This window comes from Mesorhizobium sp. Cs1299R1N3 (assembly GCF_037179625.1).
Lineage (GTDB): Bacteria > Pseudomonadota > Alphaproteobacteria > Rhizobiales > Rhizobiaceae > Mesorhizobium > Mesorhizobium salmacidum.
Genome location: NZ_JAPYKQ010000003.1, coordinates 1 through 24,312, shown reverse-complemented (window position 1 = coordinate 24,312; position 24,312 = coordinate 1). Strand labels below are relative to the sequence as shown.

Below are 24,312 nucleotides of genomic sequence, written 5' to 3'. Positions count from 1 at the left end.
GTCAGCGGCTCGCCGGCGCGCGGCCATAGAGCAGGAGCATGGCGACGATGACGACGCCATAGATGATCTGCCGTCCCGCCTCCGGCATCTGCATGACCGACAGGATGGATTGCAGCAGCGTGATCAGGATCACGCCGGCGACCGTGCCGAGATAGGAGCCGCGCCCGCCGAGGATCGAGGTGCCGCCGAGCACCACGGCCGCGATCGACGGCAGCAGATAGGCGTCACCCATCGATTGCGCCGCCTTGGAGGCGTAGCCGGCCAGCAGCACGCCGCCAAAGGCGGAGAGTCCGCCGGAGACGGCGAAGGCGATCATCACCACGCGTCTCGTGTCGATGCCGGAGAGATAGGCGGCGCGCTCGCGGTTGCCGATGCCATAGACCGCGCGGCCAAAGCCGCTACGGCTCAGCACGAACACCATTGCGGCCCCGATCAGCGCCCAGATGATGACCGCGTTGGGGACGCCCGGAATGGTGAAGCCGGTGGCCAGGTAGCGCATGGCGCCGGTCGCCGAATCCTGCGGCGAGAAACCGCCGGTGTAGACCACCATCAGCCCTTGCGCGACGGCGTTGGTGGCGAGCGTGATGATCATCGAGGGGATGCGCAGATAGGCGACGCCGATGCCGTTGACGATGCCGATCAGCACGCCGCAGAAGATGCCGAACGGGATCGCCAATGCCACCCCGGCCGTACCGTAGGCGGCCGCCGCGCAGGCCATCATCGCGCCTGCCGCCACCGACCACGGCACCGACAGGTCGATCTGGCCGAGCAGGATGACCAGCATCATGCCGGTGGCGATGACGCCGAGGAACGAGGCGACCTTGAGCTGCTGCAAGAGATATTCAGGCGACAGGAAGCTGCGCGAATAGAGGCTGCCGACCAACAGCAGCACCACGATGCAGGCAAAGGCGGTCAGCACCGCCGGATCGGCGCGGCGGATGAATTTCGGCATGCGGCCGGCAATGCCGCCCAAGGTCGTATCGCTCACAGGAACCACTCCAGCCGGTTGCGGACCCGAAACAGGGCGAAGGCGCCGAGGCTGACGGCGACCAGCAGGATAACGCCCTGGAACAGCGGCTGCCAGAGCGGATCGAAATCGAACACGAACAACAGGTCGCCGATGGTGCGGAAGGCCAGAGCGCCGAAGATGGCGCCGATGGCGCTGCCCTTGCCGCCGAACAGCGACACGCCGCCCAGCACCACGGCCGCGATCGAGAACAGCGTATAGGCGTTGCCGCTGGCATAGGCGGCCTCGCCCGTATAGGTGAAAAAGGTCAGGAACAGCCCGCCGATCGCGGCCAGCAGCCCCGCAAGCGTGTAAGCGGCGAACTTGCCGCGCCTTATCGGCACGCCCGACATATAGGCAGCCGTTTCCGAAGAGCCGGCCGCGTAGGCGGCACGGCCGAGTACCGAGCGGCTGAATGGCACCCAGATCAACAGCACGACCGCCAGCAGCACGACCAGGCTTGCCGGCACCAGATCGAACAGACGTCCTGTCATAGCATCGGCCAGGTTCTCGTTGACCGAGCCGCCCGGAAAGGGCCGCAGCAAAAGGCCGATACCGTAATAGACCGCCCCGGTGGCGATGGTCGCGACGATCGGCTGCAGCCTGCCATAGATCACGATGGCGCCGTTGATGGCGCCGCACAGAAGTCCCGCCACCAGCACGGCGATGACGCCGAGTGTGGTCTGCATCGGCGTGCCGACCACCAGCCAGGAGGCCAGGCAGTTGGTGAGCAGGAAGATCATGCCGACGGACAGGTCGATGCCGGAGGTGATGACGACCAGTGTCTGCGCCATGGCGACGAAGGCAAGCAGCACGCCCTTGTTCGCCGCCGTCTGCACGACATTGGCGGTGAAGCCCGCCGGATGGTTCGAGGTGTAGATGACGAACATGACGATGAAGATGCCGAGCGCCAGCAGCGTTCCGCGCTGCTCGGCCAGCCAATAGCGCCAATCTTTCACACGCTTGCTCCCAGGCCCACGGGGCTCTCCTCGCCATGGATGTTGAGCGCGCTCGATATCAGCGCCCGTTCGGTGATCTCGGCGCCGACCAGTTCGCGCTTGATCGCCCCGTCATAGAGCACCAGCACCCGGTCGCAGCAGCCGATCAGCTCGTCATAGTCGGTCGAATAGAACAGGATCGCCGCGCCCGCGTCCGCCAGCTTGCGCATCAGTTGATAGATTTCCTGCTTGGTGCCGACATCGATGCCGCGCGTCGGATCGTTGAGCAGGATGATGCGCGGCTGGCGCATCAGCCATTTGGCGATGACCACCTTCTGCTGGTTACCGCCCGACAGCGCGCCGACCGGAATATCGAGCCCCGCCGTCTTGATCGCCAGAAGGCCGACCATGTCGTCGATCAGCCGCTGCTCGGCGGCGCGGTCGATGATGCCGCCTTTCGACAGCCGGTCGAGCGCGGCGAAGGACAGGTTTTCCCGAACTGTCATCGGCAGCATCAGTCCTTCGGTCTTGCGGTCTTCCGGGATGAGCGCCATGCCGATGCCATCCTCGCGGGCCACCGCCGGGCTGGTGATCGTCACCGGCTTGCCGTCGATCAGCACCTCGCCCGAGAGGCCGCGCAGCACACCGAAGAAAGCAAGCAGCAATTCGCGCTGGCCCTGGCCGTCGAGCCCGCCGAGGCCGACCACCTCGCCTGCCCTGACGGTGAGCGAGATGTTATCCAGCCGGTCGGCCCAGGACAATTTGCGCGCCTCGAGCCGGGGGGCGGCGCCGGCCGGTGCCGCCGCCGGCTTGGGCGGAAAAATATGGCTGTATTCGCGGCCGATCATCAGCTCGACCACCTCGTTGTCGCTCTTCGAGCCGGCCTTGTAGCTGGCGACATTGCGGCCGTTGCGGAACACCGTGCAGTGGTCGGCCAGTTCGGCGATCTCGTTCATGCGGTGCGAGATGTAGAGCAGCGCCAGCCCTTCCAAGCGCAGCCGCTTCAGCACGCCGAAGATCTTCGCGACATCCGCTGCCGTCAGCGCCGACGTCGCCTCGTCGAGGATGAGGATGCGTGGTTTGCGCGCCAGCGCCTTGGCGATCTCCACCATCTGCCGGCGCGACAGCGGCAGGTCCTTGACCAGCGCCAGCGGATGGATGTCGGCGGCGCCCGCGCGCGCCAGCGCGTCCTCGGCGACGCGGCGTTGCGCCTTGCGGTCGATCATGCCGAAGCGTTTGGGCGGATCCGAAATGACGATGTTGTCGGCGACGCTGAGTTCGGGGATCAGCGACAATTCCTGGAAGATGCAGACGATGCCGGCCTTGTTCGCCGCACCGGGCGAGGCGAAGGTCACTTCGCGGCCATCCAGCATCATGCGGCCTTCGTCGGGCGCCACGACACCGGCCATGACCTTGATCAATGTCGACTTGCCGGCGCCGTTTTCACCGAGGATGGCGTGGATGCTGCCGGTGGAAACCGTCAGCTCGGCCTTTTCCAGCGCCCGCACGCCGCCATAGCGCTTGGAAATGCCTTCCATGCGAAAGAGTGGAGCCGCACCGTCCATCAACCCTCCCCGGGGCGATTGTGGGATTGCAGGCTGGCGCCGCGGGATCATCCGCGGCGCCAGATAATAGCCAGTGACTACTGGTTTTCCTTGCTCTGCCCCATGATTTCCTGGGCACTGAAATTGATGCCGCAGGTCGGGAAGGAGTTGCCGACGAAGAAATTGTCGGACTGGTCGGGGAAGAAATCCTGGCCTGCCTTGAAGTTCGGATCCTCGACAATTGCCAGCGGCAGCTTCACCGATTGCGGCACGACATTGCCTTCGAGGGCCGCGATTGCCGTCTTGATTGCCACGGCCACCTGGGCGGGGCCGGTGCCGGCGGAAGAGCACTTCAAGCCGTCGGCGGCATGCGCGGCGCAGAACTTGCGAAAACCGTTCTCCGTCTCGCCGCCGAACGGAACGAATGGATGCTTGGCATCCATCATCGCCTGGACGATGCCGGTGTCGCCGCCTTGCCCGGTGATGCCGTCGAAGGGTCCGTTGGTGGCAATCGCGTCCGCCGTAGCTTTCTGGGCAACGCCGTCGTCCCACTTGCCGACCACTTCGGTGACTTCCCATTTCTTGCCCGAGCCGTCGAGCACCTCGTGGATGCCGGCATGACGGTCCGTGTCAACGGAAGTGCCGGCGACGCCGCGCACTTCGAGCACCTTTCCGCCGTTCGGGACATGTGAGACCAACCACTTGCCCCACAATGCGCCAAGGCCCTTCTGGTCGACATTGACGTTGATGGCATCCTTGGTGTCGAGAATGTTGTCGAAGGCGACCAGCACGACCCCCGCCTCCCTGGCGCGCTTGATGACTGGCCCGAAGGCGGTCGGGTTCTGCGCGTTGACGACGATGGCGTCAAAGCCGGAATCGATGAAATTGTTGATCGCGGAGATTTGCGCCGGGACGTCCTCGCCGGTCGACACGACCTTGAATTCCTTCAGCTTTTTGGCGACATCCGGCTGTGCCGCATACGCCTTGGCGGTCTGCACCATCTGGATACGCCAGGTGTTGGCGATATAGCCGTTGGCGAGCGCAATGCGATATGGGCCGGCCTTCTTGGGGAACTTGAAGAATTGCGTATCGGCTGCCCAGGGGGCAAAGCAGTCCGGCTCGGCTGCTGGTCCCTTGACGACTTCTGGGCCTGCGGCCATCGCCGCTGAGCTCAACATGACGAATGCAGTGGCGGCAACGATGCCACCAACGAGTGACTTGATCATCGATATTCCTCCCAGTTGCAGTTCTGACTTGTTTGTTTAGCTGCAGTACAATGACGTGTTCGCCCCAGCACCTCCCGCCTTGGCCCGCCACGCACGTCAGGTGGCCCCGGCCAACCTGTTCCTCCTCGTTGCTTCCTTAAGCTGCAACGAAAGTATCATATTATCAATAATAAACAAGGAACATTCTGTCGCTTATGTATAATAAACAACAGCCGGACTTCACACTGGCTGGAATGGTAGCGCTACCAAGAATGCCTGTAAAGGCTGATTTCAGCAGGTTCTAAACTGCTTCAACGTGCCGTGCTCTCGCGGCGCTTGAGCTCGAAACCAAGGTCGACGACCCGCTGCTCCGGCCTGTCACCCGATATCGCCGCCAGCGCCATGGCGACCGCCCGCCTGCCGATTTCGTAGCGATGGGTGCGGATGCTGGTGATCGACGGAAAGGCCACCTGCATCATGTCGAGATCGTTGAAGCCGACGATGCCGATGGTCTTCGGCACGTCGATCGAGGCGCGATGGCATTCGAACAGTATGCCGAGCGCGATGTCGTCATTGTTGCAAAACACGCCGTCGAGTGTCGGCATTTTGGCAAGCGCATCGCGGAACAGCTCGCGGCCAAGCGGCACGCTGGAAGGCACCGGCGTGGTGGTGATCAGGCGCGGGTCCAGCAGGCCGGCCTTCTCCATCGCCAGCCGGTAACCAGCCAGGCGCCGCTGCGAGCGCGGGTCCATGCGCGCACCGATGAAACCGATCCGGCGATACCCCGCCTCGATCAGGTGCTGGGTCGCCGTCCTGCCGCCTTCGAGATGCGAGAAACCGACCATCATGTCCACGGGATCGGGTCCGGTCTCCATCACCTGAACCACCGGGCAACCGGCATTTTCCAACAGCTTTCGCGAGGTAGGTGTCTGGTCGATGCCGGCAACGATCAGCGCTGCCGGCCGCTGGGAGCCGAACACCTGCAGCAGCCGCTCTTCCTCCAGTCCGGAATAGTGCGTGTTGCCGAGCTGGATGCGGAACGGGCTATCCGACAAACTGTCATAGATGCCGCGCACCACCTCCGCAAAGACGTTGTTGGTCAGCGAAGGCACCAGCACGCCGAACACCTCGGCCCGCGCCGAGGCCAATGCCCGCGCGTTGGGATCCGGCACATAGCCAAGCTCTTCGATGGCGGCCAGGATCTGGCGGCGCAGGTCCTCGGAAACGCGCTCCGGCTCGCGCAGCGCGCGTGAAACGGTGATGGCGCCGACGCCGGCCTTGCGTGCCACGTCAGATAGGGTCGGGCGGCCACCGCCCCGGCGCGAGCGCGGCTTGATCAAGGCCTTGGCCCATGCGCCTGGCCATTCAAGCACGCCCGCAATGCGGTCTTTCCAGCTATCGCCATCTCACCGGCCTGTTTCAGCACCACTCGGCCCTGGCGTCGCGCAGTGACTGCCTGTTGTCAAGCTGAGCTACCGAGTGGCTGTGCCTTCCTCAGGCGGCTACGGCCGCCCTGTGCCTTGCCTTCCACATGAACAGGCCGATCGCCAGTATGTTCAGCAGGTTCCAGGCGATGCCGTTCAGGAACGCGGCGGCGTAGGAGCCCGTCAGGTCGTAGATCCAGCCCGACATCCAACCGCCGATCGCCATGCCGAAAATCGTCGCCATCATGACGATGCCGATGCGCTGGCCGGCCTCCTTGGCCGGCAGGTATTCGCGCACGATGATCGCGTAGCAAGGCACGATGCCGCCCTGCGACAGGCCGAAGACCAGCGACACGACATAGAGCGAGGCGAGCCCGTCGAATGGGATATAGAACAGCAATGACAGGCATTGCAGCACAGACCCGATAAGCAACGTTTTGACACCGCCTATGCGGTCGGCGACAAAGCCCGAGGCAAGCCGGCTGACGACGCCCGCGGCCATCATGATCGACAGCATGTCGGCGCCATGCGCCATGCCGTAGCCAAGGTCCATGCAATAGGCGACGATATGCACTTGCGGCATCGACATCGCCACGCAGCAGCCCAGTCCCGCGACGACCAGCAATATCTGCAGCATCGCCGGCGACAATGAAATCGGCTGCACAGGCCGGCTTCCGGGCGAGCCGGCGGCCGTCGCTTCCGGAGCGCCGCGCCGCAGCAACAACACAAGAGGCACCATGGTGACCAGGCAGAAGATGCCGATGGCGGCATAGGTGAAGCGCCAGCCTTCCGCCTTGATCAACGTCGGCATGACGGTGGGCCATATCGCTCCAGCGAGGTAATTGCCCGCCGCCGCCGCCGTGACAGCCACGCCGCGCCGGCGGTTGAACCAGTGCGAGATATCGGCAATCAGCGGCCCGAAGATCACCGATGTGCCGACACCGATCAGCACCCCTTGAGCAAGGGTGAATTGCAGGATCGAGGTCGACAGCGCCGCGAGCAGGAGACCGGCGGAGAGCGCGATCGAGGAAAACAGCGCCGGGATCCAGTAGCCCATGCGGTCAATGGCGCGGCCGACCAGCACATTGCCGGCGGCGAAGCCCACCATGGTCGCGGTGTAGGGCATGGATGCCGCGGCGCGGTCGACGCCGAACTCGGCCTGTACCGCTGGCAGCACGACGACAACGGCCCACATGCCGACCGCACCGATCGTGGCCAGCAGCATCGAGATGGCCAGCCGCATCCAGGCGTAGGAACTGTCGATGCCGGGGCTGGGCCGGCTCACGTCGGTTCGCGTCAAAGGCGTTTCCTGTCGGCGGTCTCAACCGTTGCTGTTTTGGCCACTATCGACGCATTCTCGGCGCACAGCAGCGCCACAGCGGGCAAATCCGTGGCTCCAGGCCGACACGAATGCGGGAACCGACGCCAACATCTGGAGTTTCCGATCAGCAACCTTGCAAAGGAGTCCCAGCCATGACCGCCACCAAGCAGAAATGGTCGGCCGAGGTGACCGAGCACAGCAATGCGATGGATCTCGAGGAGCATGTCTTCGAATCCGACGACGCCAAGAAGATCGCCGCCTCGCTCAAGCGGTCGGCCGAACACAGCCACCGCCTCAAGGCCGAGCCCTTCCAGTCCGCCATGTCGATGCTGAATTTCTACATCAACAGGGCCGGCAAAAACCTGCCCGCGGCGCGCAAGAAGATCCTTGAGGACGCCAAGGACGAACTGCGCGCCGCATTCGGGCGTCCAAAGGAGGATTAGCCGCCCTCGCCCGCCAACGGCACCTGACTGAAAGGGGCGCTCTACTGTTTGATCTCGGGTTCGACGAGCTTGGCCAGGTTCCGTAGCGACTCCTGCCAACCGAGATAGCAGGCTTCCGCGGGAATGACATCAGGGATGCCGGCCTGGGTGATGTTCAGTTCGGTGCCCACGGACACATTCTTCAACGTCACGGTCACTTCCATCTCGCCGGCCAGATTGGGATCGTCGAACCTGTCGGTGTAGCGCAGGAGTTCGCCCGCGACGAGTTCGACATACTCACCGCCAAACGAGTGGCTGTCGCCAGTGGTGAAGTTGCGGAACGACATCTTGAACGTGCCTCCGATCTTGCCCTCGAAGTGATGGACCGTGCAGGTGAAGCCGTTCGGCGGAAGCCATTTGGCAAGCGCATCCGCCTCGAGGAACGCGCGGTAGACCTTCTCCGGGCTGGTGGTCAGAACGCGATGCAGACGAACGGTGCTGGGCATGTCAAATTCTCCTTCCTGGTTTCCTGTTCGATACCCCAAGGACGGGGACCACACAGCCCATCCGACACAGGCTCTCGAATTTTTTGGCGGTGCCGGCCCGAATTGCTTCGACGGCCTGCAAGGCCGAAACGCCTGGGTGCCGAATGGCTGTGCCGGTGAATTCTACCGCGAACGGATGACGTTGTCGGTATTGGCCAGCAGCTTGCGCACGGCATTGCGCGCCGCATCGGGCCGCTGCAGGCGGATATTCTTTTCGATTGCCTCGTGCATCTTCTGGGCGAGCTGCAAATCGTCAAGTTCCCGGGTCGTGTAGGTGAACAGGTGATCGAAGGCGGATTCGATGAGCACGCCGAGCGGCACCAGCAGATCATTGCCCGAGGCGCGCAGGATGGCGAGGTGGAAGCGGGTGTCGGCGCGGGTCCGTTCCTGCAAACTTTTCGCCTCGCCCATCTCCTGGCAGGCCTGGCTGATCTCGGCCATCTGCTCGTCGGTCCGCCGCATGGCGGCAAAGGCGGTCGCTTCCGGCTCGATGATGTGGCGGAATTCCTGCACCGTCCTCAAGAACACCTCGCGGTCCGGCGACGTCGCGTACCAGGCAAGTACATCGCGGTCGAGCAGGTTCCAGCGTTCCTTCGGTTCGACCCAACTGCCGATCTTGGGGCGCGATGCCAACAGGCTCTTGGCCATCAGCATCTTGATCGCCTCGCGCACCGCCGACCGGCTGACGCTGAAGGTCTCCGACCATTTGGCTTCATTGGGCAGGATGGTGCCGGGCGGATAGTCGCCGCGCACGATCCGCAGCCCAATCTCGCTCGCCAGCGACGCATGCACGCTGGAGCCCGGGATACGCGCCGCGTCAGGCCGGCGAGCACCGGTCGGGCGCTCGGCGGCTACAGCCTTTTTGGGCGATTTTTCCTTGTTCGGCCTCGCGTCCCGCATGGGTTCCAGAAAGGCCGGTTTAGGGAAGCTGTCAAGCGCGGTGCGGCCGTGGGGCGGCAAAGCCGGCTTCTATGCACAACCCAGCCGCGATTCGACCTCGCTCAGGCTGTCTTGACGTATTTGCGCCAGCTATGCTCGGGCCGGAAGCCGAGCATGTCACGCGCCTTGCGGTTCGACAGCAGCGTCTCATATTCACCGAGTTCACTCTTGACCGGCACGCCGGGATAGAACCGCTTCAGGAGTTCGGCGGTCGGCAGATCGGACGAGGTGTCGTCATTGGCGGCATTGAACACCTGGTAGCCCAGCCCGTCCTTCTCGATGGCGCGCAGCGTGATCTGGCCCAGGTCGCGCGCGTCGATGTAGCTCCAGGCAATACGTTTGCGAAAGCCCGGATCGGCGAACCATTTCGGAAACAGCGAATACTCATGCGGCTCGATGACGTTGCCGATGCGCAAGGCATAGATGTCCGTGCCATTGCGCTGCGCGAAGGCGCGCGCCGTCTTCTCGTTGACGATCTTGGACAGCGCATAGCTGTCCATCGGATCGACGTCATACTCCTCGTCGAGCGGGAAATGCGTGGGGTCGCGCGGCTCGTTGGCGAACACCAGGCCGTAGGTCGTCTCGCTGGAAGCGATGATCACCTTGCGGATGCCGAGCTTCACCGCGGCCTCGATGACATTGTAGGTGCCCATCGCGTTGATGCGGAACACCTCGTTGTCGGGCGTGATCATGATGCGTGGGATAGCGGCGAAATGCACCACGGCGTCGACCGGCTGCGGACGTAGCGACGGATCGAATTCGTGCAGCCCCATATAGCTCGACAGCGCGTTGAACACCTGGCCGCTGTCGGTGATGTCGGTGATCAGCGTGCGCACCTTGGGATTGTCGAGCGGCCTGGTGTCGATGTTGAGCACCCGGCAGCCCTGCTCCACCAGATATTGCACGACATGGCGCCCAGCCTTGCCGCTGCCGCCGGTGAACATGATCCGCTTCGTCATTTCTGGTCTCCACGAAAGTCCTGGGATTGACGTGTATTGTCAGACAATATTGCATTCTGCAACCATCCATGGCTAAAACTGCGGCAACATTATCGATAATCGCAAACAGGACAGACAGCATGAACACCACCGCCACCAGCGAGAAGATCGGCTTTGTCGGCCTTGGCCTGATGGGTCACGGCATCGCCAAGAACATCGTCGACAAGGGGTATTCCCTGACCTTCCTCGGCCGGAAAAACCGCAAGCCGGCGGAGGATCTCCTCGGCCGAGGCGCCCACGAGGCATCGACCTCCCGCGACGTGGCGGCGGCATCCGATATCGTCTTCATCTGCGTCACCGGCTCGCGCGAGGTGGAGGCCATTATTCGCGGTCCCGGCGGCCTCAAGGAGGGGTTGAAGAAGGGGGCGGTCGTCGTCGACTGCTCCACCTCCGATCCGGTCTCGACGGTTGCACTTGCCGCAGAACTCAACGCGCTTGGCGTCGACTATGTCGACGCGCCGCTCAGCCGCACCCCGAAGGAAGCCTGGGAAGGCACGCTCGACGCCATGGTCGGCGCGCCCGACGCCGTCTTCGCCAGGGTCAAGCCGGTGATCGACACCTGGGCCGGCCGCATCGTCCATATCGGCGACACCGGCGACGGCCACCGCATGAAGCTGCTCAACAATTTCATCTCGCTGGGCTATGCCGCGATCTATTCCGAGGCTTTGGCCCTGGCGGAGAAGGTCGGCATCTCGCCGCCGCGTTTCGACAGCGTCATCCGCAACGGCCGCATGGATTGCGGCTTCTACCAGACGTTCATGCGCTGGACGCTGGAAGGCGACCGCGACGCCCACAAATTCACCATCGCCAACGCTTTCAAGGACCTGACCTATCTGGAATCGATGGCGGGTGCGGCCGGCATCGCCAACCCGCTCGGCAACGCCACCAAGAACTCCTTCGCCGGCGCCCACGCAACCGGTCCGGCCGAGCAGTTCGTGCCGATGCTGGCCACGCACATCGCCAGAGTGAATGGCGTCGACCTGATGCCGATGAAGGATGGAAAGAAGCAGACGATCTGAGACCCGGACCGCCGGCGGGCCTTACCGCCGGCCCCTTCCGATCCCCTCATCGGTGTCGGCAAGCAGCTTGTGCACGGCGTTGCGCGCCGCCGCGGGCCGCTGCAGGCGGATGCTCTTCTCGATAGCCTCGTGCAGTTTCTGCGCCCGCCGCTGATCGCCGACCTGGCGCGTGGTGAAGACGAAGAGATGGTCGAGCGCCGATTCGATCAGCACGCCGAGCGGCACCAGAAGGTCGTTGCCCGAGGCCCGCAGGATGGCGAGATGAAAGCGCGTGTCGGCACGAATGCGCTCGGGCAGGTTGGCCGCCTCGCCCATCTCGCGGCAAGCCAGGCTGATCTCGGCCATCTGCTCGTCGCTGCGCCGCATGGCGGCAAAGGCGGACGCCTCCGGTTCGATGATATGGCGGAACTCCTGAACGGTGCGCAGGAACGCCTCGCGATCCGGCGCGGTCGCATACCAGGCCAACACGTCGCGGTCGAGCAGGTTCCAGCGCTCCTTCGGCTCGACCCAGCTGCCGATCTTGGGACGCGACGCCAAAAGGCTCTTGGCCATCAGCATTTTGATCGCCTCGCGCACCGCCGAACGGCTGACATTGAAGGTTTCGGCCCATTTGGCCTCATTGGGCAGAATGCTGCCAGGCGGGTAGTCGCCGCGCACGATCCTGAGGCCAATCTCGCTGGCGAGCGAGGCATGGACGCTGGACCCGGGAAAGTGCGCCGCATCCGCCCTGCGCAAGGCTGCCGGGTCGCGACTGGCTTGCGCCCTGGCCCGGCCGGCTTTTCTCTTTGCCTTCTCGTCCGGCATCCACGTTCCAATAGGTCGGCCGCCCGTCACCCGGATTGATCTGAACCCGCGCGGCGCACCGATCCGTTGCCGAAAATCCAAACCACGGACGCGTCAAAGCCGGAGCCTGTTGCCCCAACCAAGGCGTCCTGTTGAAGAATTGGAGGAAACGGGGCGCTCGTTGGCGAGCGCCCCGAATCTCGGCCTATTTCTGGATGCAGGTGTCGACCGTGTCCTTGGTGCATTCGTCGAGACCGGTGAACACCGGATCGTCGACCTTCTTGCCTTCGACCAGGTCGATCATCACCGATGGCGCCTTGTAGCCCATTTCGAAGGGCCGCTGGCCGACCAGCGCGGTGACAAGGCCGTCCCTGGCGATCGCCACCTCGTCGCCGATCGTGTCGGCGGCGCCGATGACGAAGTCGTTCTTGGCCAGCCGGTCCTTCAGCGGTCCGACCAGGTCGCGATAGGGCTGCGGCGCGCCGAACAGCGGCCAGCCACCCATAATGCCAAACGCATCGAGCTTGGGGTTGGCGGCGAGGATGTCGGTCATCGCCTGAACGCCCTTGGCGCCGTCGTCATTGGTGAACACCGGGCAGCCGGCGACTTCCGTCCAGCCGCCTTCGCCGGCAAGTGCCGTGAGGCCTTCCTTGCCTGTCAGCGCGTCGCGCATGCCTTGCGCGCGGCGCAGGATGTTGTCCGCCGCGGGATTGCCCTCGATGGTGCAGATCGTGCCACCATTCGGCTTGGCCTTCTTGATGTACTCGCCGATCTTCTTGCCCATCAGATAGTTGTCGGTGCCGAGATAGGTCTTGCGCAGTGCCGCGTCTTCCTTGGCGAGGTCGGCGTCGACGGTCATGATCGGGATCGACGGATTGGCGCTCTTGATCGTTTGCGCGATCAGCGGCGCGTTGGACGGCGAGATCGCCATCGCCACCGTGTCGGCCTTGCTCAGCATATCCTGCACGATCTGCGCCTCGCCGGCCTCGTCGGAAGTCGATGCCGGGCCGGTGTAGAAGCATGCATATTCCGAGCTGGCGTTTTCCTTGTTCCACTTCTCGCAACCCTGGTGGATGGCTTCGAAGAATGGATTGTCGAGACCTTTCACCACGATGACGAGCTGCTTCTTGGCCAAAGCCGGCCCGGCGCCCAACGCCATGGCGGCGACGGCGGCGAGCAATACTGTTTTCCTCATGTCAGTCCTCCCTTGGAAACAGACGGACACGGCGTGCCCGCCACACAAACCAGCCCGGATGCGAGATGACTGAGACGCGTGCGCTCATTCAATCCGGCTGGGCCGATATGCATTTTCAGATGCGACCAGCTCAGCGATTACGCCGGCAGATCACCAAAACCCTTCTGCCGGTAGCGCGCCGATGGCGTCGTCAAGCCGGCATGTCTTCCTCCGACGCTCAACTAATAACGGCTTGCCGCCAACGTCAATGCTATTTGTCCTACAAAACAGATTTTTCAAAAACAGCACGGCACTATTCGTCTGACAATTGCCTGTTCGACAATTGACGCCCGCGACGCCATTCGCGTAAATGACCGCATCGCTGTCCCCGGGAGGAGCTGGGGAAAGCCATTGGAAGCCGTCGCCTGTCCGTGGGCGGATGGGCCAGACATGGGAGGCAAAGACTGGTGGCAGTTCTCGAACTCACCAACATCTCGAAGCATTTTGGCGCCATCCAGGCTGTCAACGACGTGTCGCTGTCGATCGAACCGGGCCAGGTTGTCGGCCTGATGGGCGACAATGGCGCCGGCAAGTCGACGCTGGTCAAGATGATAGCCGGCAACTTCCGGCCGAGCCACGGCACGATGCGGATGGACGACAAGGAACTGATCCTGCACAAGCCGGTCGAGGCGCGCCAGCACGGCATCGAGATCGTCCACCAGGACCTGGCGCTCTGCAATAACCTGACAGCGGCGGCCAATGTCTATCTCGGGCGCGAATTGCGCCGTGGCGTCGGCCCGTTCCGCATCCTCGACTATGCCGCGATGTACAAGCGCGCCGGTCAGATTTTCGCCGAGTTGAAATCCGAGACCCGCCCGCGCGACCTGGTCAAGCAGATGTCGGGCGGCCAGCGCCAGGCGGTGGCGATCGCCCGCACCATGCTGTCGCAGGCCAAGATTGTTCTGATGGACGAGCCGACGGCGGCAATCTCGGTGCGGCAGGTCGCCGAAGTGCTGAACCTCATCCGTCATCTGCGCGACCAGGGCATCGCGGTGGTGCTGATCAGCCACCGCATGCCCGACGTCTTCGACGTCGCCGACCGCGTCATCGTCATGCGGCGCGGCAGGAAGGTCGCCGACAAGGCGATCGCATTGAGTTCGCCCGAGGAAGTTACCGGGCTGATCACCGGCGCCATCGAGCAGGTGGCATGACAATGGCGAACCCGGATTTCACCGCGCATCGGCAGCGCAGGAAAGGTCTATAATGGCAGTCACCCTTGATCAGACGATCGCGCAGAAGCAGCACAGCTTCCTGTCGCGCCTGTTCTCCAGCCAGACTTTCTGGGTGGTGATCGCCGTCATCCTGGCCTGTATTTTCCTGTCCTTCGCCACCGACGCCTTCGCCACCTCGAAGAACCTCTACAACATCACCCGCAACATCACCTTCGTCGCCATCGTCGCGCTCGGCATGACGTTCGTCATCATCACCGGCGGCATCGACCTGTCGGTCGGCTCGGTGCTGTGCCTGTGCTCGATGGTGCTGGCCGTCACCATGCATGCCGGCTATTCGATCGAGATCGGCATTCTGGCCTCGATCGCCACCGCGCTCGTCATCGGTGCCTTCAACGGCATTTTTATCGCCTACCTGGGCTTTCCGCCCTTCGTGGTGACGCTCGGCATGCTGTCGATCGCCCGCAGCCTTGCCATGGTCGCCTCCAACAACACCGTCGTCTTCCAGTTCGGGCCGGACCACGACAAGCTTCTGGCACTCGGCGGCGGCGCCTGGGTGTTCGGCATCGCCAATCCGGTGCTCTACATGATCCTGCTGGCGCTGATCACCGGTTTCATCCTGCGCTGGACGAAGTTCGGCCGCCATATCTTCGCCATTGGCGGCAACGAGCACGCCGCGACGCTGACCGGCGTGCCGGTGCGCCAGATCAAGGTCGCCGTCTACATGATCTCGGCGCTGTCGGCCGGTATTGCCGGCATCATCGAGACCGGCTGGCTCGGCGCCGTCACCACCAATCTCGGCAACGGCATGGAACTGCAAGTGATCGCCGCCACCGTCATCGGCGGCGCCAATCTGGCCGGCGGCGTCGGCACCGCCTTTGGCGCCATCGTCGGTGCTGCCCTCATCGAGGTGATCCGAAACAGCCTTGGCCTGCTTGGCATCAATGCCTTCTGGCAAGGCACCTTCATCGGCGGCGCCATCCTGCTGGCGGTTCTGTTCGACCGCATCCGCAATTTCAGGCGCAGCGACTAGCGCTGCATCCTCCTTCCCCCTTTGTGGGGGAAGGTGGCCTCGCGAAGCGAGGTCGGATGAGGGATGTTCCAGGGGATACCAACGCCTCACTCCGCTGGAACACCGCGCTGGAGCGCTATTCCTTTCGCCTCCTATCGCTCAGTCTGAAAATCCGTCGACAAGAACCCTTGCGAGCGCACGCCCCGGCCCCGTAGCTTGACGCGAGCCAGCACTCAGCCGCACAATCCCCCTGCAGGCGAAGGGAGGCCAGTCGCTTGCGGGAGGATATACCCATGACGGAAGCGATCAGGCTCTACTGGGGCCGGTTCGGACATGTTTCTGTCCTGAATGTCGCGAGCGACTTCGTCACCCATGCCCATGTCGAGGCACATCTGATCATCTGGCTCGAAGGCACCGCCGGCGAGATGACAATCGGCCGCGAGACGGTCCGCCTCGGCCCGGGCACCGCCGCCGGCATCAACTCGCTCCAGCCGCATAGCCACGTCCTGTCCCAGGATGGCAGGCCGGGCCTGTTCCTGGCCTTCTACATCGACCCGGACTGGGCGCGCCGGCGCCGCGACCTGCCGTCCAGCGCGCCGCTGTTCTCGCGGGCGGCGATCGCGCTCGAACCATGGCTGCACCAGGCCGCCGCCAGCCTGCTCGATCATCTCACCGACAATGAAAGCGTCGACGATGTCGCCAATTACGAGATCGAGCGCTTCATCGACTCGGTGCTCGATGCCGCCGACGCTTCGGCACCGCAGGAGGCGCGCGGCCGCATAAACACGATGCAGGATTTCCGCGTCCGCAAGGCGATCCAGCTGATGAAGGCCAATGTCTGCGAGCGCATCTCCTTCGATGACGTCGCCCGCGCCGTTGGCCTGTCCAGGCCGCATTTCTTCGCCTTGTTCAAGGAACAGACCAATCTGACGCCCAACGTCTACTGGAACACGCTGCGCATGGAGGAAGCGGTGCGGCAGTTGCAATGGTCGCGGGAGCCGCTGATCTCTGTCGCCTGCAATCTCGGCTTCACCACGCAAGGCAATTTCTCGCGCTTCTTCCGCGATCATGTCGGCGTGCCGCCGACGCTCTACCGCGAGGCTGCGCGGGCGACGGCCTGAACCGGCAGCCATCTGTTTTTCAGACTGGTTGATACACGCTCAAGACGCATTGATAAGCGCTAACCGCTCTGGCGTCCTACCCTTGCCGCAACGATCATTCGGAAGGGAACATTTTATGGCGAAAGTCACCATCTCCAGCGTCATCGACGCGCCGGTCGAAAAGGTCTGGGCGCGCATACGCGACTTCAACGGCCTGCCGGGCTGGCATCCGCGCATGGTCGAAAGCCATATCGAAGACGGCAAGGATGCCAGCACGATCGGTTGCGTGCGCAATTTCCAGCTCGCCAGCGGCGCCCGCCTGCGCGAAAAACTGGTCGATTTTTCCGATGACGATTTCCTGGTCAGCTATTCCATCCTGGAAACGCCGCAGCCGCTCACCAACCACAAGGCGACGCTGCAGCTCAGGCGCGTCACCGACGGCAACCGCACCTATGCCGAATGGACCGCCAGCTTCGACGCCGCCCCGGAGGAAGCCGACAAGCTGGCCGAGGGCATGGGAACCAATGTTTTTCAAGGCGGCTTCAATGCATTGAAGAGCCATTTCGCCGGCCAGAGCTGAAGGAGCGGGCCATGGCGCTGGCGCTGCAGACATTCTCGACGGTGAAGGACGCGGATGCCGCCCTGAAGTCCGCCGGAACGCGCTATCTCGGCGGGGGTACACTCGTGGTCCGCGCGGCCAATGAAGGCGACGTCTCGGTCTCCGGCCTTGTCAGGTCGACCGACCCGGCGCTGTCGGCCATCGCGGTCAGCGGCGGTAAGGTCCGCATCGGCGCCTCGGTAACCATGGCGGAGATCGCCCGCCGTCCGGAACTCGGTACGCTTGCCAAGGCCGCCCGCGCTGTCGGCGGCCCGGCGATCCGTAACATGGCGACCGTCGGCGGCAATCTCTTCGCGCCGGCGCCCTATGGTGATTTCGCCGTCGCCCTGCTGGCGCTCGATGCAACGGTCGGCACCGATGAGAGCGAAACACCCATCGAGACCTTCCTGGCCGGACGGGACGATAGTCGCGCCATCGTCACGTCGGTCAGTTTCACCAAGGCCGACAGCTTCCGCTTCCTCAAAGTGTCGCGGGTCAAGCCCAAGGGGGTCTCGGTACTGAGCATCGCGGTCGTTCTGGAACAGGCTGGAGACGGGACCGTGTCCTCGGCGCGGATCGCGCTCGGCTGCATGGCCGATCGGCCGATGCGTGCCAGGGCAGCGGAAAAGGCGCTGCTCGGCAGGACGCTCGATCGGGACGGCATCGCGGCAGCGCTGGCCGCCGCCACCAAAGGCACCGTGCCCATCACCGATCCCATCGCCAGCGCCTGGTATCGCGCTGAAGTCCTGCCGGTCCACCTCGGCCGGCTGCTGTTGAGTTAGCCTGAAACACGTCGGGGGCGCGCCCTTGCCCTGCGGGGCAAGCGCGCAAGGAGGAAGAATGGCAAAAGTCCCGGTTCAATTCACGCTCAATGGGTCTGAAAAGGCCGAATTCATCGACAGCGGCACGACGTTGCTCAATGCCTTGCGCGACAAGATCGGCGACACCTCGCCGAAGGGCGGCTGCCATCAGGGCACGTGCGGCGCCTGCTCCGTCATCATCGACGGCGAGTTGAGGCTCTCCTGCCTGACGCTGGCCGAGACCTGCAACGGCGCAACGATCACCACCACGTCGGGCATTGCCGTAGGCGGCGTGCTGCACCCGCTGCAACGGGCTTTTCTCGACACATTCGCCACCCAATGCGGCTTCTGCACGCCGGGCATGATCATGGCGGCCAAGGTGCTGCTCGACCACACTCCCAATCCCAGCCGCGAGGACGTCGTCGAGGCGCTGTCTGGGAACATCTGCCGTTGCACCGGTTACGAGCCGATCATCCAGGCGGTGCTCGCCGCCGCCCGCGCCAATTCGCAGAACGCGGCCTGAGGGACCAAGGAATGGAACTGCGCAAGAGCTACTTCGCCGATGTCCGCAAGGACGATCTGCACGAGATCGGCCAGCCCCGGCCACGCTCGGATTCGCCCGGCCACGTCACCGGCAGAACCGCCTATTTCGCCGACCGTAATTTCCCCGGCATGCTGCACCTCAAGATGGTGCGCAGCCCGCACCACCATGCCCGCATCCGCTCGATCGACACCTCCGAGGCCGAAAAACACCCGGGCGTTATCAGGGTGCTGACGGCCAAGGACGTACCGCACAATGTCTACACCATCCTGATCCTCATCCAGGTCGGCCCTGAGGACGAGACGGTGCTGGCCGACGGCAAGGTGCGCTGGAAGGGCGAGGCCGTGGTGGCGGTGCTGGCCGAAAACGAGCGTGCGGCCCAGGAAGCGGCCGCCAAGGTCAAGGTCGACTATGAGGTGCTGCCGGCCGTCTTCGACATGGAGGAAGCGCTGAAGCCCGGCGCGCCCATCGTCAACGAATATCACGGCCAGAACTATTACCTCTATGACAGCGGCGCGTGCCGCAAGGTGCGCTTCGGCGATGTCGAGACGGGCTTTGCTCAAGCCGATCACGTGCTGGAACAGAGCTACCAGTCCTCGCCCATCGAGCACGCGCCGACCGAGACCACCGGCTGCGTGGTGGTGCCCGAAGGCAATGACCGCTTCACCTGCTACACCAACACGCAGGCGATGTTCTTCACTCTCGACAACACGTCGATCATCCTGCAGATGCCTGGCAGCAAGCTGCATTTCGTCGGCGGCACGGTCGGCGGCGGCTTCGGCGGCAAGGTCGATGTCATCGTCGAGCCGATCGCCATCCTCGGCGCAAAATTAACCGGGCGACCGGTCTGTTTTATCTACAGCCGCGAGGAGGAGATGCAGATCTCGTCGCCCCGCGCGGCCGAAAAAGTCGTCATCAAGGACGGCGTCATGAAGGACGGCCGCATCGTCGCCAGAAAAGTCACAGGCTACACCGATGCCGGCGCCTACTCCCGCCACTCGCCCTATGGCGCGCAGAAGGGGGCGGGCCATTATCCCGGTCCCTACACCATCCCGAATGTCTGGATCGACACCTACTGCGTCTATACCAACCGCACTCCCTCCTCCGCCATGCGCGGCTTCGGCGTCACCATCGGCGACTTCGCGCTGGAGGTGCAGATGGACAAGCTGGCCCGGCTGATCGGCATGGACCCGCTCGAATTCCGTTTCATCAACGCCTATCGCGACGGCGACATGAAGGCGCATCGCCAGCCGACGGAGGGCTCAGCACTGATCGAGTGCATGCAGGAAGCCTCGCGCGCCGCCAATTGGCCAGTGGCGGAGAAATTCATGGCGATGTCCTCCTACAAGAACGGAGCTTGAGATGGCGATCAGGCGCGGACGCGGCGTCGCCGCGATCAACTATCCCACGGGCATGAACCTCGGCGGCGACCCGACCCAGGCGCTGGTGCATTCGACCCCGACCGGCAATTTCATGGTGACGCTGTCGTCGGTCGATCTCGGCCAAGGCATGAAGCAGATCATGGCGCAGATCTGCGCAGAGACGATCGGCGTGCCGACCGACCGCGTCGTTGTCGACACCGCCGACACCGATACCGGCCCGCATTGCATGGGCACCTTCGCTTCGCGCGGCACCCACCGCGCCGGCAACGCCGTGATCCAGGCCGCCAGGGAAGCGCGCCAGGTGATGCTTGAAGTGGCGGCCGAAGAGCTGGAGGTGAACGCCTCGGACCTCGAAACCGACGGCCAGGGCAACATACTGGTCAAGGGCGCGCCGCAGAAATCCATCTCGATCTTCGATGTCGCGCTGTCGGCGCATTTCAAGCGCGGCCGCTCGATCTCCGGCCGCGGCATGTTTTTGATCCCGCGCTCCTATCCGGAGAAGGAAACCGGCGCGATGAAGCCGTCGACCTGTTATGCGCACGCCTGCACGGTGGCGGAAGTCGAGGTCGACGACGAGACCGGCGAAGTCACGGTGCTGACAGTGAAGAACGTCTTCGAGATCGGCCGCGCGCTGAACCCGAAAATGGTCGAACAGCAGCTGGTCGGCGGCTCCTGGATGGGCATCAGCCACGCGCTCTACGAAACGACCGAGCCCTATTATCCCAACCGCGACCATGGCGGCACCGACTTCAACCAGTATCTGATGCCTGGCCCCGGCGACCTCGCCGAGACCGAGATCATCGTGCTGGAGCGGCCTTCGGCCGACGGACCATATGGCGCCAAGGGCCCAGGCGAAATGTGCGCCAACCCGCAAATACCGGCGGTTGCCAATGCCGTTTTCGACGCCGTCGGCGTGCGCATCGACACGCTGCCGATCACGCCCGAGCGCATTCTACGCGCGCTGAAGGCGCAGGCTTCCAACTGAGTGCTGAGAATGCCCGATGTGAACACCGAGACTGTCGCGACCTCGCCGGAGGCGGTGGCACAGCATCTCGCCGCCTCGCGCTATCTGGCCGACGACAGCCTTTCAACCGCCATCTTTCTTGCCATCCGGCTCGGCAAGCCGCTGCTGCTCGAAGGCGCGCCGGGCGTCGGCAAGACGGAAGCGGCCAAGGCGATCGCCGAGCTGCTCGGCCGCGATCTGGTGCGTCTGCAATGTTACGAAGGGATCGACGCCGCGCACGCGCTCTACGAGTGGAATTATCAGCGCCAACTGCTCGCCATCCGTCATGCCGGCGAGCACGAGATCGACATCTATGACGACCGTTTCCTCATTGCCCGGCCGCTGCTGCAGGTGTTGAAGGCGCCGCGGCAGCGCGTGCTTTTGGTCGATGAGATCGACCGCTCGGACCATGAATTCGAGGCGCTGCTGCTGGAATTCCTGTCCGACTTCCAGATCAGCATTCCCGAGCGCGGCACCATCCGCGCCGAGGCACAGCCAATCGTCATCCTGACCTCGAACCGCACCCGCGAACTTGCCGAGGCGCTGCGTCGCCGCTGCGTCTATCACTGGATCGGCTATCCCGACGCCGAACGGGAGGCCGCCATCATCATGCTGCGCGCCGGCAATGTCGCCCAGGCCACCGCACGCGCCGTGGCGACAGCGGTGCAGACCATCCGAGCGCGCCCGCTGGCCAAGCCGCCCGGCATCGCCGAGGCGGTCGAATGGGCGAACGCGGCGACCATTCTTGAAAAAGGCGGCAGCCCGTGGCCGGAAGCCTTCCGCCGCGCCATCGGCGTGCTGATCAAGGACGAGGAAGACCTCTCCTACATCGCGCCCGAGCTTGGCAGCATCGTCGAGGAGGCGCTGGCGTGAGATCCCACCGGCGCAATCCGCAACGCTGGCGGGACAGTGCCCCCCTCTGTCCTGCCGGACATCTCCCCCTCAAGGGGGGAGATCGGCTGTCATCCCGGCTTTCGCTAATCCCCGAGATCGCAGAACCAGGCGAAGCATCGAAGCTGCCAATCTCCCCCCTAGAGGGGGAGATGTCCGGCAGGACAGAGGGGGGCGCCACGCAATGATGCGGGAAACAAGCTTGCCCCGCGCCGCCGCACCCTTCCTCGGCTTCGCCCGGCTGCTGCGTCGCTACGGTTTCGCCATCGCCCCCGAACAAGTCTCCGGCTTCATGCAGGCGGTGACATTGCTTGGGCCACGCTCGATGGCGGATATCCGCGAAGCAGCGCTGGCCACCCTGGCGCCGCCACCTGACCGCCGCGACGAATTCGAGGCGCATTTCCGGAGCCATTTTTACGGCGGCACATCAGCCGTGGTGGCAGGCGACGCCGACGAGGAAACCCGCATCAAGGATGATGGCGGCGCCGACGACGAGCGGATCGAGGCCGAGCAGCGACAGGAAGGCGGTGAGCTTTCCTCGGCGCTGGAGCAGTTGAGCAGCCGCGACTTCCAGCGCGACGGCGACAGCCTGACCGTCTTTCGCCGCCGACTGTCGAGCGCCTTGCCCGCCCGCCGCTCCTTCCGCACGGTGCGCACCCATTCGCGCGGCAAGCTCGACCTGCGCCGCTCGCTCAGGGAAATCGTCAGCGCCGATGGCGATGTCCCCTCGCCCTTGTTGCGCCGCCGCCAGACAGTGCCGCGCAAGCTGCTGCTCCTCATCGACGTCTCTGGCTCGATGAAGCTCCACACGGCTGACTACCTCAAGCTCGCGCATGCCGCCGTGCAGGGTGCTGACCGGGCGGAAATCTTCACTTTCGGCACCCGTCTGACCCGCATCACCACGGCGTTGCGCATCCGCGATCGCGAGCAGGCGCTGGCGCGCGCGGCCGCCCAGGTCGACGACTGGGACGGCGGAACCCGCATGGGACCGACGCTGCTGGCTTTTCTATCGGTGCCGCGCTTCTCGTCTTTTGCGCGTGGCGCGGCCATCGTCATTCTGTCCGACGCGCTGGAGCGCGGCGACCATGCCGAACTGGAGACGGCTATCCGCCGGCTGAGCGCCCGCGCCTTCCGGCTGTCGCTGGCGACACCTCTGGCCGGCGACCCGCGCTTCCAGCCGGCAACGGCGGCGCTCCGCGCCATCCTGCCAGTGCTCGACGATCTGGTGGACGGCTCGTCCGTGAACAGTCTCACCGATTTCATCCTGTCGCTTGCCCGCCCCGCCCCACGGGCGGCGACACTCTGGAAAAGGGTATCGTGATGCAGAAAGCCATCGACGCGCATTTCCACATCTGGCGCCAGCAGGACCAGCCCTGGCTGGTCGGGCCGATGGTGCCGCGCATCTTCGGCCCCTACGAGCCAATCCGCCGCGACTACCCGATCACGGAATTTCTCGAAGACCAGAAAGGCGCCGGCGTCGAGAAGGCGGTCTATGTCCAGACCAACTGGGCCAAGGAGGATTTCGAGAAGGAAGTCGCCTTCCTGCAGAAAACGGCTGACGAGACCGGCTGGCCGCACGCCATCGTCGGCTACACCGACATGACGGTCGACGATGTCAGGCCCCAGATCGACCGGCTGAAAAAATATCCGCTGCTGCGCGGCGTGCGCATGCAACTGCACTGGCACGAAACGCCGGCCTTCCGCTTTGCCACTGGCCCCGATCAGGTCATCGATCCAAAAGTACGCGCCAATGTCGCCCGGCTGAAAGACTACGGCCTGTCCTTCGACTTGCAGCTCTTTCCTGGCCAGATGAAGGATGGACTGACGCTGGTCGGCGAGAACCCGCAAACCAATTTCATTCTCACCCATGCCGGCATGCTGACCGGCATGGACGCGGAAGCCACCGTGGCCTGGAAGGCAGGTCTGCGCACGTTGTCGGCGGCGCCGAACTTCTACGCCAAGCTGTCCGGCCTGGGCACCTTCGTCCACCGCAACGACCCGGCGCTGATCGCCTATATCATCGACAACGCGATCGAGATATTAGGCGCGGATCGCCTGATGTTCGGCTCGAACTTCCCCATCGAGAAATTGTGGACCAGCCACGCCGAACTAATCAAGGCGCACCGGAAGGCTGTAGCAAAGCATGGTGCGGCCGCCGAGGCGGACATTTTCTGGAATACGGCGGAGCGGATCTATCGGCCGGCCTAGGTGCGCGCACTTCCCTTCCCCCCTTGTGGGAGAAGGTGGATCGGCGCGCAGCGCCGAGACGGTTGAGGGGTGTTCCAGTGGAGTGAGACTTTGGTGTTCCCTGGGTAGTGTGCTGAGAGTTCTGCAAATTCGCTGAGAGAGGGCGGTCATGGCAGGCTGGTGATGTTCAACGTCACCTGATTCCCGCGAAGGAACGCCACCATGACCAAGATTGAGAGTAAGACCGCCAG

At 64.0% G+C, this 24,312-nt stretch carries 25 protein-coding genes; 14 read left to right on the top strand and 11 right to left on the bottom strand.

The window, feature by feature from the left end:
• Position 1: 1 nt before the first annotated feature.
• The 6 genes from O7B34_RS08670 to O7B34_RS08645 all read right to left on the bottom strand — a co-directional run bounded on the left by O7B34_RS08670 (position 2) and on the right by O7B34_RS08645 (position 7,417).
• Positions 2-988 (bottom strand): ABC transporter permease, encoded by a 987-nt coding sequence (locus tag O7B34_RS08670; RefSeq protein WP_337145666.1) that lies wholly within the window; start codon positions 986-988, stop codon positions 2-4.
• Entirely contained in the window at positions 985-1,965 is a 981-nt protein-coding gene (locus tag O7B34_RS08665; protein ID WP_337145665.1) for an ABC transporter permease, read from the bottom strand. Before O7B34_RS08665 ends, O7B34_RS08670 begins: the two co-directional genes overlap by 4 nt.
• Positions 1,962-3,509 (bottom strand): sugar ABC transporter ATP-binding protein, encoded by a 1,548-nt coding sequence (locus O7B34_RS08660; RefSeq protein ID WP_337145664.1) that lies wholly within the window; start codon positions 3,507-3,509, stop codon positions 1,962-1,964. Before O7B34_RS08660 ends, O7B34_RS08665 begins: the two co-directional genes overlap by 4 nt.
• Before the next feature lie 77 nt (positions 3,510-3,586).
• Positions 3,587-4,714, bottom strand: a complete 1,128-nt coding sequence (locus tag O7B34_RS08655) for a sugar ABC transporter substrate-binding protein (protein ID WP_337105046.1) — start codon at positions 4,712-4,714, stop codon at positions 3,587-3,589.
• A gap of 290 nt (positions 4,715-5,004) precedes the next feature.
• Positions 5,005-6,033, bottom strand: coding sequence for a LacI family DNA-binding transcriptional regulator (locus O7B34_RS08650; RefSeq protein ID WP_337146120.1), 1,029 nt, complete (start codon positions 6,031-6,033; stop codon positions 5,005-5,007).
• Positions 6,034-6,187: 154 nt separating this feature from the next.
• Complete coding sequence (locus O7B34_RS08645; protein ID WP_337142735.1) at positions 6,188-7,417, bottom strand: MFS transporter; 1,230 nt, start codon at positions 7,415-7,417, stop codon at positions 6,188-6,190.
• A 173-nt stretch (positions 7,418-7,590) separates the two neighbouring features.
• On the opposite strand from O7B34_RS08645, the gene O7B34_RS08640 reads away from it, so the two are divergent.
• Positions 7,591-7,881, top strand: a complete 291-nt coding sequence (locus tag O7B34_RS08640; RefSeq protein WP_337145663.1) for a DUF3175 domain-containing protein — start codon at positions 7,591-7,593, stop codon at positions 7,879-7,881.
• Positions 7,882-7,922: 41 nt separating this feature from the next.
• Here the strand turns inward: O7B34_RS08640 and O7B34_RS08635 are convergent, their stop codons facing one another.
• From O7B34_RS08635 to O7B34_RS08625, 3 genes are all read right to left on the bottom strand, one after another.
• The gene (locus O7B34_RS08635) at positions 7,923-8,366 is read right to left on the bottom strand and encodes an SRPBCC family protein (protein WP_337145662.1); all 444 of its coding nucleotides are present in this window, start codon (positions 8,364-8,366) and stop codon (positions 7,923-7,925) included.
• A gap of 162 nt (positions 8,367-8,528) precedes the next feature.
• On the bottom strand, positions 8,529-9,305 hold the full coding sequence (locus tag O7B34_RS08630) for a FadR/GntR family transcriptional regulator (RefSeq protein WP_337145661.1): 777 nt from the start codon (positions 9,303-9,305) through the stop codon (positions 8,529-8,531).
• Positions 9,306-9,406: 101 nt separating this feature from the next.
• On the bottom strand, positions 9,407-10,303 hold the full coding sequence (locus O7B34_RS08625; RefSeq protein ID WP_337145660.1) for an NAD-dependent epimerase/dehydratase family protein: 897 nt from the start codon (positions 10,301-10,303) through the stop codon (positions 9,407-9,409).
• Positions 10,304-10,371: 68 nt separating this feature from the next.
• On the opposite strand from O7B34_RS08625, the gene O7B34_RS08620 reads away from it, so the two are divergent.
• Positions 10,372-11,361: an NAD(P)-dependent oxidoreductase gene (locus tag O7B34_RS08620; RefSeq protein ID WP_337145659.1), complete on the top strand. Its 990-nt coding sequence runs from the start codon at positions 10,372-10,374 to the stop codon at positions 11,359-11,361.
• Positions 11,362-11,382: 21 nt separating this feature from the next.
• On the opposite strand, the gene O7B34_RS08615 is transcribed toward O7B34_RS08620, so the two are convergent.
• Positions 11,383-12,165, bottom strand: coding sequence for a FadR/GntR family transcriptional regulator (locus O7B34_RS08615; protein ID WP_337145658.1), 783 nt, complete (start codon positions 12,163-12,165; stop codon positions 11,383-11,385).
• Positions 12,166-12,349: 184 nt separating this feature from the next.
• Positions 12,350-13,339 (bottom strand): sugar-binding protein, encoded by a 990-nt coding sequence (locus O7B34_RS08610; RefSeq protein WP_337129282.1) that lies wholly within the window; start codon positions 13,337-13,339, stop codon positions 12,350-12,352.
• Positions 13,340-13,404: 65 nt separating this feature from the next.
• Here O7B34_RS08610 and O7B34_RS08605 point away from each other — a divergent pair, with 65 nt between their 5' ends.
• From O7B34_RS08605 to O7B34_RS08550, 12 genes are all read left to right on the top strand, one after another.
• Positions 13,405-13,665: a hypothetical protein gene (locus O7B34_RS08605; protein ID WP_337145657.1), complete on the top strand. Its 261-nt coding sequence runs from the start codon at positions 13,405-13,407 to the stop codon at positions 13,663-13,665.
• Positions 13,666-13,785: 120 nt separating this feature from the next.
• Positions 13,786-14,529, top strand: a complete 744-nt coding sequence (locus O7B34_RS08600; protein WP_027141547.1) for an ATP-binding cassette domain-containing protein — start codon at positions 13,786-13,788, stop codon at positions 14,527-14,529.
• Between the two features lie 52 nt (positions 14,530-14,581).
• The gene (locus tag O7B34_RS08595; protein ID WP_140502312.1) at positions 14,582-15,580 is read left to right on the top strand and encodes an ABC transporter permease; all 999 of its coding nucleotides are present in this window, start codon (positions 14,582-14,584) and stop codon (positions 15,578-15,580) included.
• Between the two features lie 272 nt (positions 15,581-15,852).
• On the top strand, positions 15,853-16,680 hold the full coding sequence (locus tag O7B34_RS08590) for an AraC family transcriptional regulator (protein WP_337145656.1): 828 nt from the start codon (positions 15,853-15,855) through the stop codon (positions 16,678-16,680).
• A 115-nt stretch (positions 16,681-16,795) separates the two neighbouring features.
• Positions 16,796-17,239 (top strand): SRPBCC family protein, encoded by a 444-nt coding sequence (locus O7B34_RS08585; protein WP_337145655.1) that lies wholly within the window; start codon positions 16,796-16,798, stop codon positions 17,237-17,239.
• An 11-nt stretch (positions 17,240-17,250) separates the two neighbouring features.
• The gene (locus O7B34_RS08580; RefSeq protein WP_337145654.1) at positions 17,251-18,039 is read left to right on the top strand and encodes an FAD binding domain-containing protein; all 789 of its coding nucleotides are present in this window, start codon (positions 17,251-17,253) and stop codon (positions 18,037-18,039) included.
• A gap of 58 nt (positions 18,040-18,097) precedes the next feature.
• Complete coding sequence (locus tag O7B34_RS08575) at positions 18,098-18,580, top strand: (2Fe-2S)-binding protein (RefSeq protein ID WP_337145653.1); 483 nt, start codon at positions 18,098-18,100, stop codon at positions 18,578-18,580.
• Positions 18,581-18,591: 11 nt separating this feature from the next.
• The gene (locus tag O7B34_RS08570; RefSeq protein ID WP_337145652.1) at positions 18,592-19,959 is read left to right on the top strand and encodes a xanthine dehydrogenase family protein molybdopterin-binding subunit; all 1,368 of its coding nucleotides are present in this window, start codon (positions 18,592-18,594) and stop codon (positions 19,957-19,959) included.
• Between the two features lies 1 nt (position 19,960).
• Entirely contained in the window at positions 19,961-20,965 is a 1,005-nt protein-coding gene (locus O7B34_RS08565) for a xanthine dehydrogenase family protein molybdopterin-binding subunit (RefSeq protein WP_337145651.1), read from the top strand.
• Between the two features lie 9 nt (positions 20,966-20,974).
• Positions 20,975-21,856: an AAA family ATPase gene (locus O7B34_RS08560; RefSeq protein WP_337145650.1), complete on the top strand. Its 882-nt coding sequence runs from the start codon at positions 20,975-20,977 to the stop codon at positions 21,854-21,856.
• 202 nt (positions 21,857-22,058) lie between these two features.
• The gene (locus O7B34_RS08555; protein ID WP_337145649.1) at positions 22,059-23,195 is read left to right on the top strand and encodes a vWA domain-containing protein; all 1,137 of its coding nucleotides are present in this window, start codon (positions 22,059-22,061) and stop codon (positions 23,193-23,195) included.
• Positions 23,195-24,082 (top strand): amidohydrolase family protein, encoded by an 888-nt coding sequence (locus O7B34_RS08550; protein WP_337146118.1) that lies wholly within the window; start codon positions 23,195-23,197, stop codon positions 24,080-24,082. The genes O7B34_RS08555 and O7B34_RS08550 overlap by 1 nt, the downstream gene beginning before the upstream one ends.
• The last annotated feature ends 230 nt before the right edge of the window (positions 24,083-24,312 follow it).

Bases quoted from the DNA above. Each gene is read 5' to 3' on its own strand.
- O7B34_RS08660 (WP_337145664.1), bottom strand. From the start codon at position 3,509: ATGGACGGTGCGGCTCCACTCTTTCGCATGGAAGGCATTTCCAAGCGC.
- O7B34_RS08655 (WP_337105046.1), bottom strand. From the start codon at position 4,714: ATGATCAAGTCACTCGTTGGTGGCATCGTTGCCGCCACTGCATTCGTC.
- O7B34_RS08640 (WP_337145663.1), top strand. From the start codon at position 7,591: ATGACCGCCACCAAGCAGAAATGGTCGGCCGAGGTGACCGAGCACAGC.
- O7B34_RS08635 (WP_337145662.1), bottom strand. From the start codon at position 8,366: ATGCCCAGCACCGTTCGTCTGCATCGCGTTCTGACCACCAGCCCGGAG.
- O7B34_RS08630 (WP_337145661.1), bottom strand. From the start codon at position 9,305: ATGCGGGACGCGAGGCCGAACAAGGAAAAATCGCCCAAAAAGGCTGTA.
- O7B34_RS08625 (WP_337145660.1), bottom strand. From the start codon at position 10,303: ATGACGAAGCGGATCATGTTCACCGGCGGCAGCGGCAAGGCTGGGCGC.
- O7B34_RS08620 (WP_337145659.1), top strand. From the start codon at position 10,372: ATGGCTAAAACTGCGGCAACATTATCGATAATCGCAAACAGGACAGAC.
- O7B34_RS08615 (WP_337145658.1), bottom strand. From the start codon at position 12,165: ATGCCGGACGAGAAGGCAAAGAGAAAAGCCGGCCGGGCCAGGGCGCAA.
- O7B34_RS08610 (WP_337129282.1), bottom strand. From the start codon at position 13,339: ATGAGGAAAACAGTATTGCTCGCCGCCGTCGCCGCCATGGCGTTGGGC.
- O7B34_RS08605 (WP_337145657.1), top strand. From the start codon at position 13,405: ATGACTGAGACGCGTGCGCTCATTCAATCCGGCTGGGCCGATATGCAT.
- O7B34_RS08595 (WP_140502312.1), top strand. From the start codon at position 14,582: ATGGCAGTCACCCTTGATCAGACGATCGCGCAGAAGCAGCACAGCTTC.
- O7B34_RS08590 (WP_337145656.1), top strand. From the start codon at position 15,853: ATGACGGAAGCGATCAGGCTCTACTGGGGCCGGTTCGGACATGTTTCT.
- O7B34_RS08585 (WP_337145655.1), top strand. From the start codon at position 16,796: ATGGCGAAAGTCACCATCTCCAGCGTCATCGACGCGCCGGTCGAAAAG.
- O7B34_RS08580 (WP_337145654.1), top strand. From the start codon at position 17,251: ATGGCGCTGGCGCTGCAGACATTCTCGACGGTGAAGGACGCGGATGCC.
- O7B34_RS08575 (WP_337145653.1), top strand. From the start codon at position 18,098: ATGGCAAAAGTCCCGGTTCAATTCACGCTCAATGGGTCTGAAAAGGCC.
- O7B34_RS08570 (WP_337145652.1), top strand. From the start codon at position 18,592: ATGGAACTGCGCAAGAGCTACTTCGCCGATGTCCGCAAGGACGATCTG.
- O7B34_RS08565 (WP_337145651.1), top strand. From the start codon at position 19,961: ATGGCGATCAGGCGCGGACGCGGCGTCGCCGCGATCAACTATCCCACG.
- O7B34_RS08560 (WP_337145650.1), top strand. From the start codon at position 20,975: ATGCCCGATGTGAACACCGAGACTGTCGCGACCTCGCCGGAGGCGGTG.
- O7B34_RS08555 (WP_337145649.1), top strand. From the start codon at position 22,059: ATGATGCGGGAAACAAGCTTGCCCCGCGCCGCCGCACCCTTCCTCGGC.
- O7B34_RS08550 (WP_337146118.1), top strand. From the start codon at position 23,195: ATGCAGAAAGCCATCGACGCGCATTTCCACATCTGGCGCCAGCAGGAC.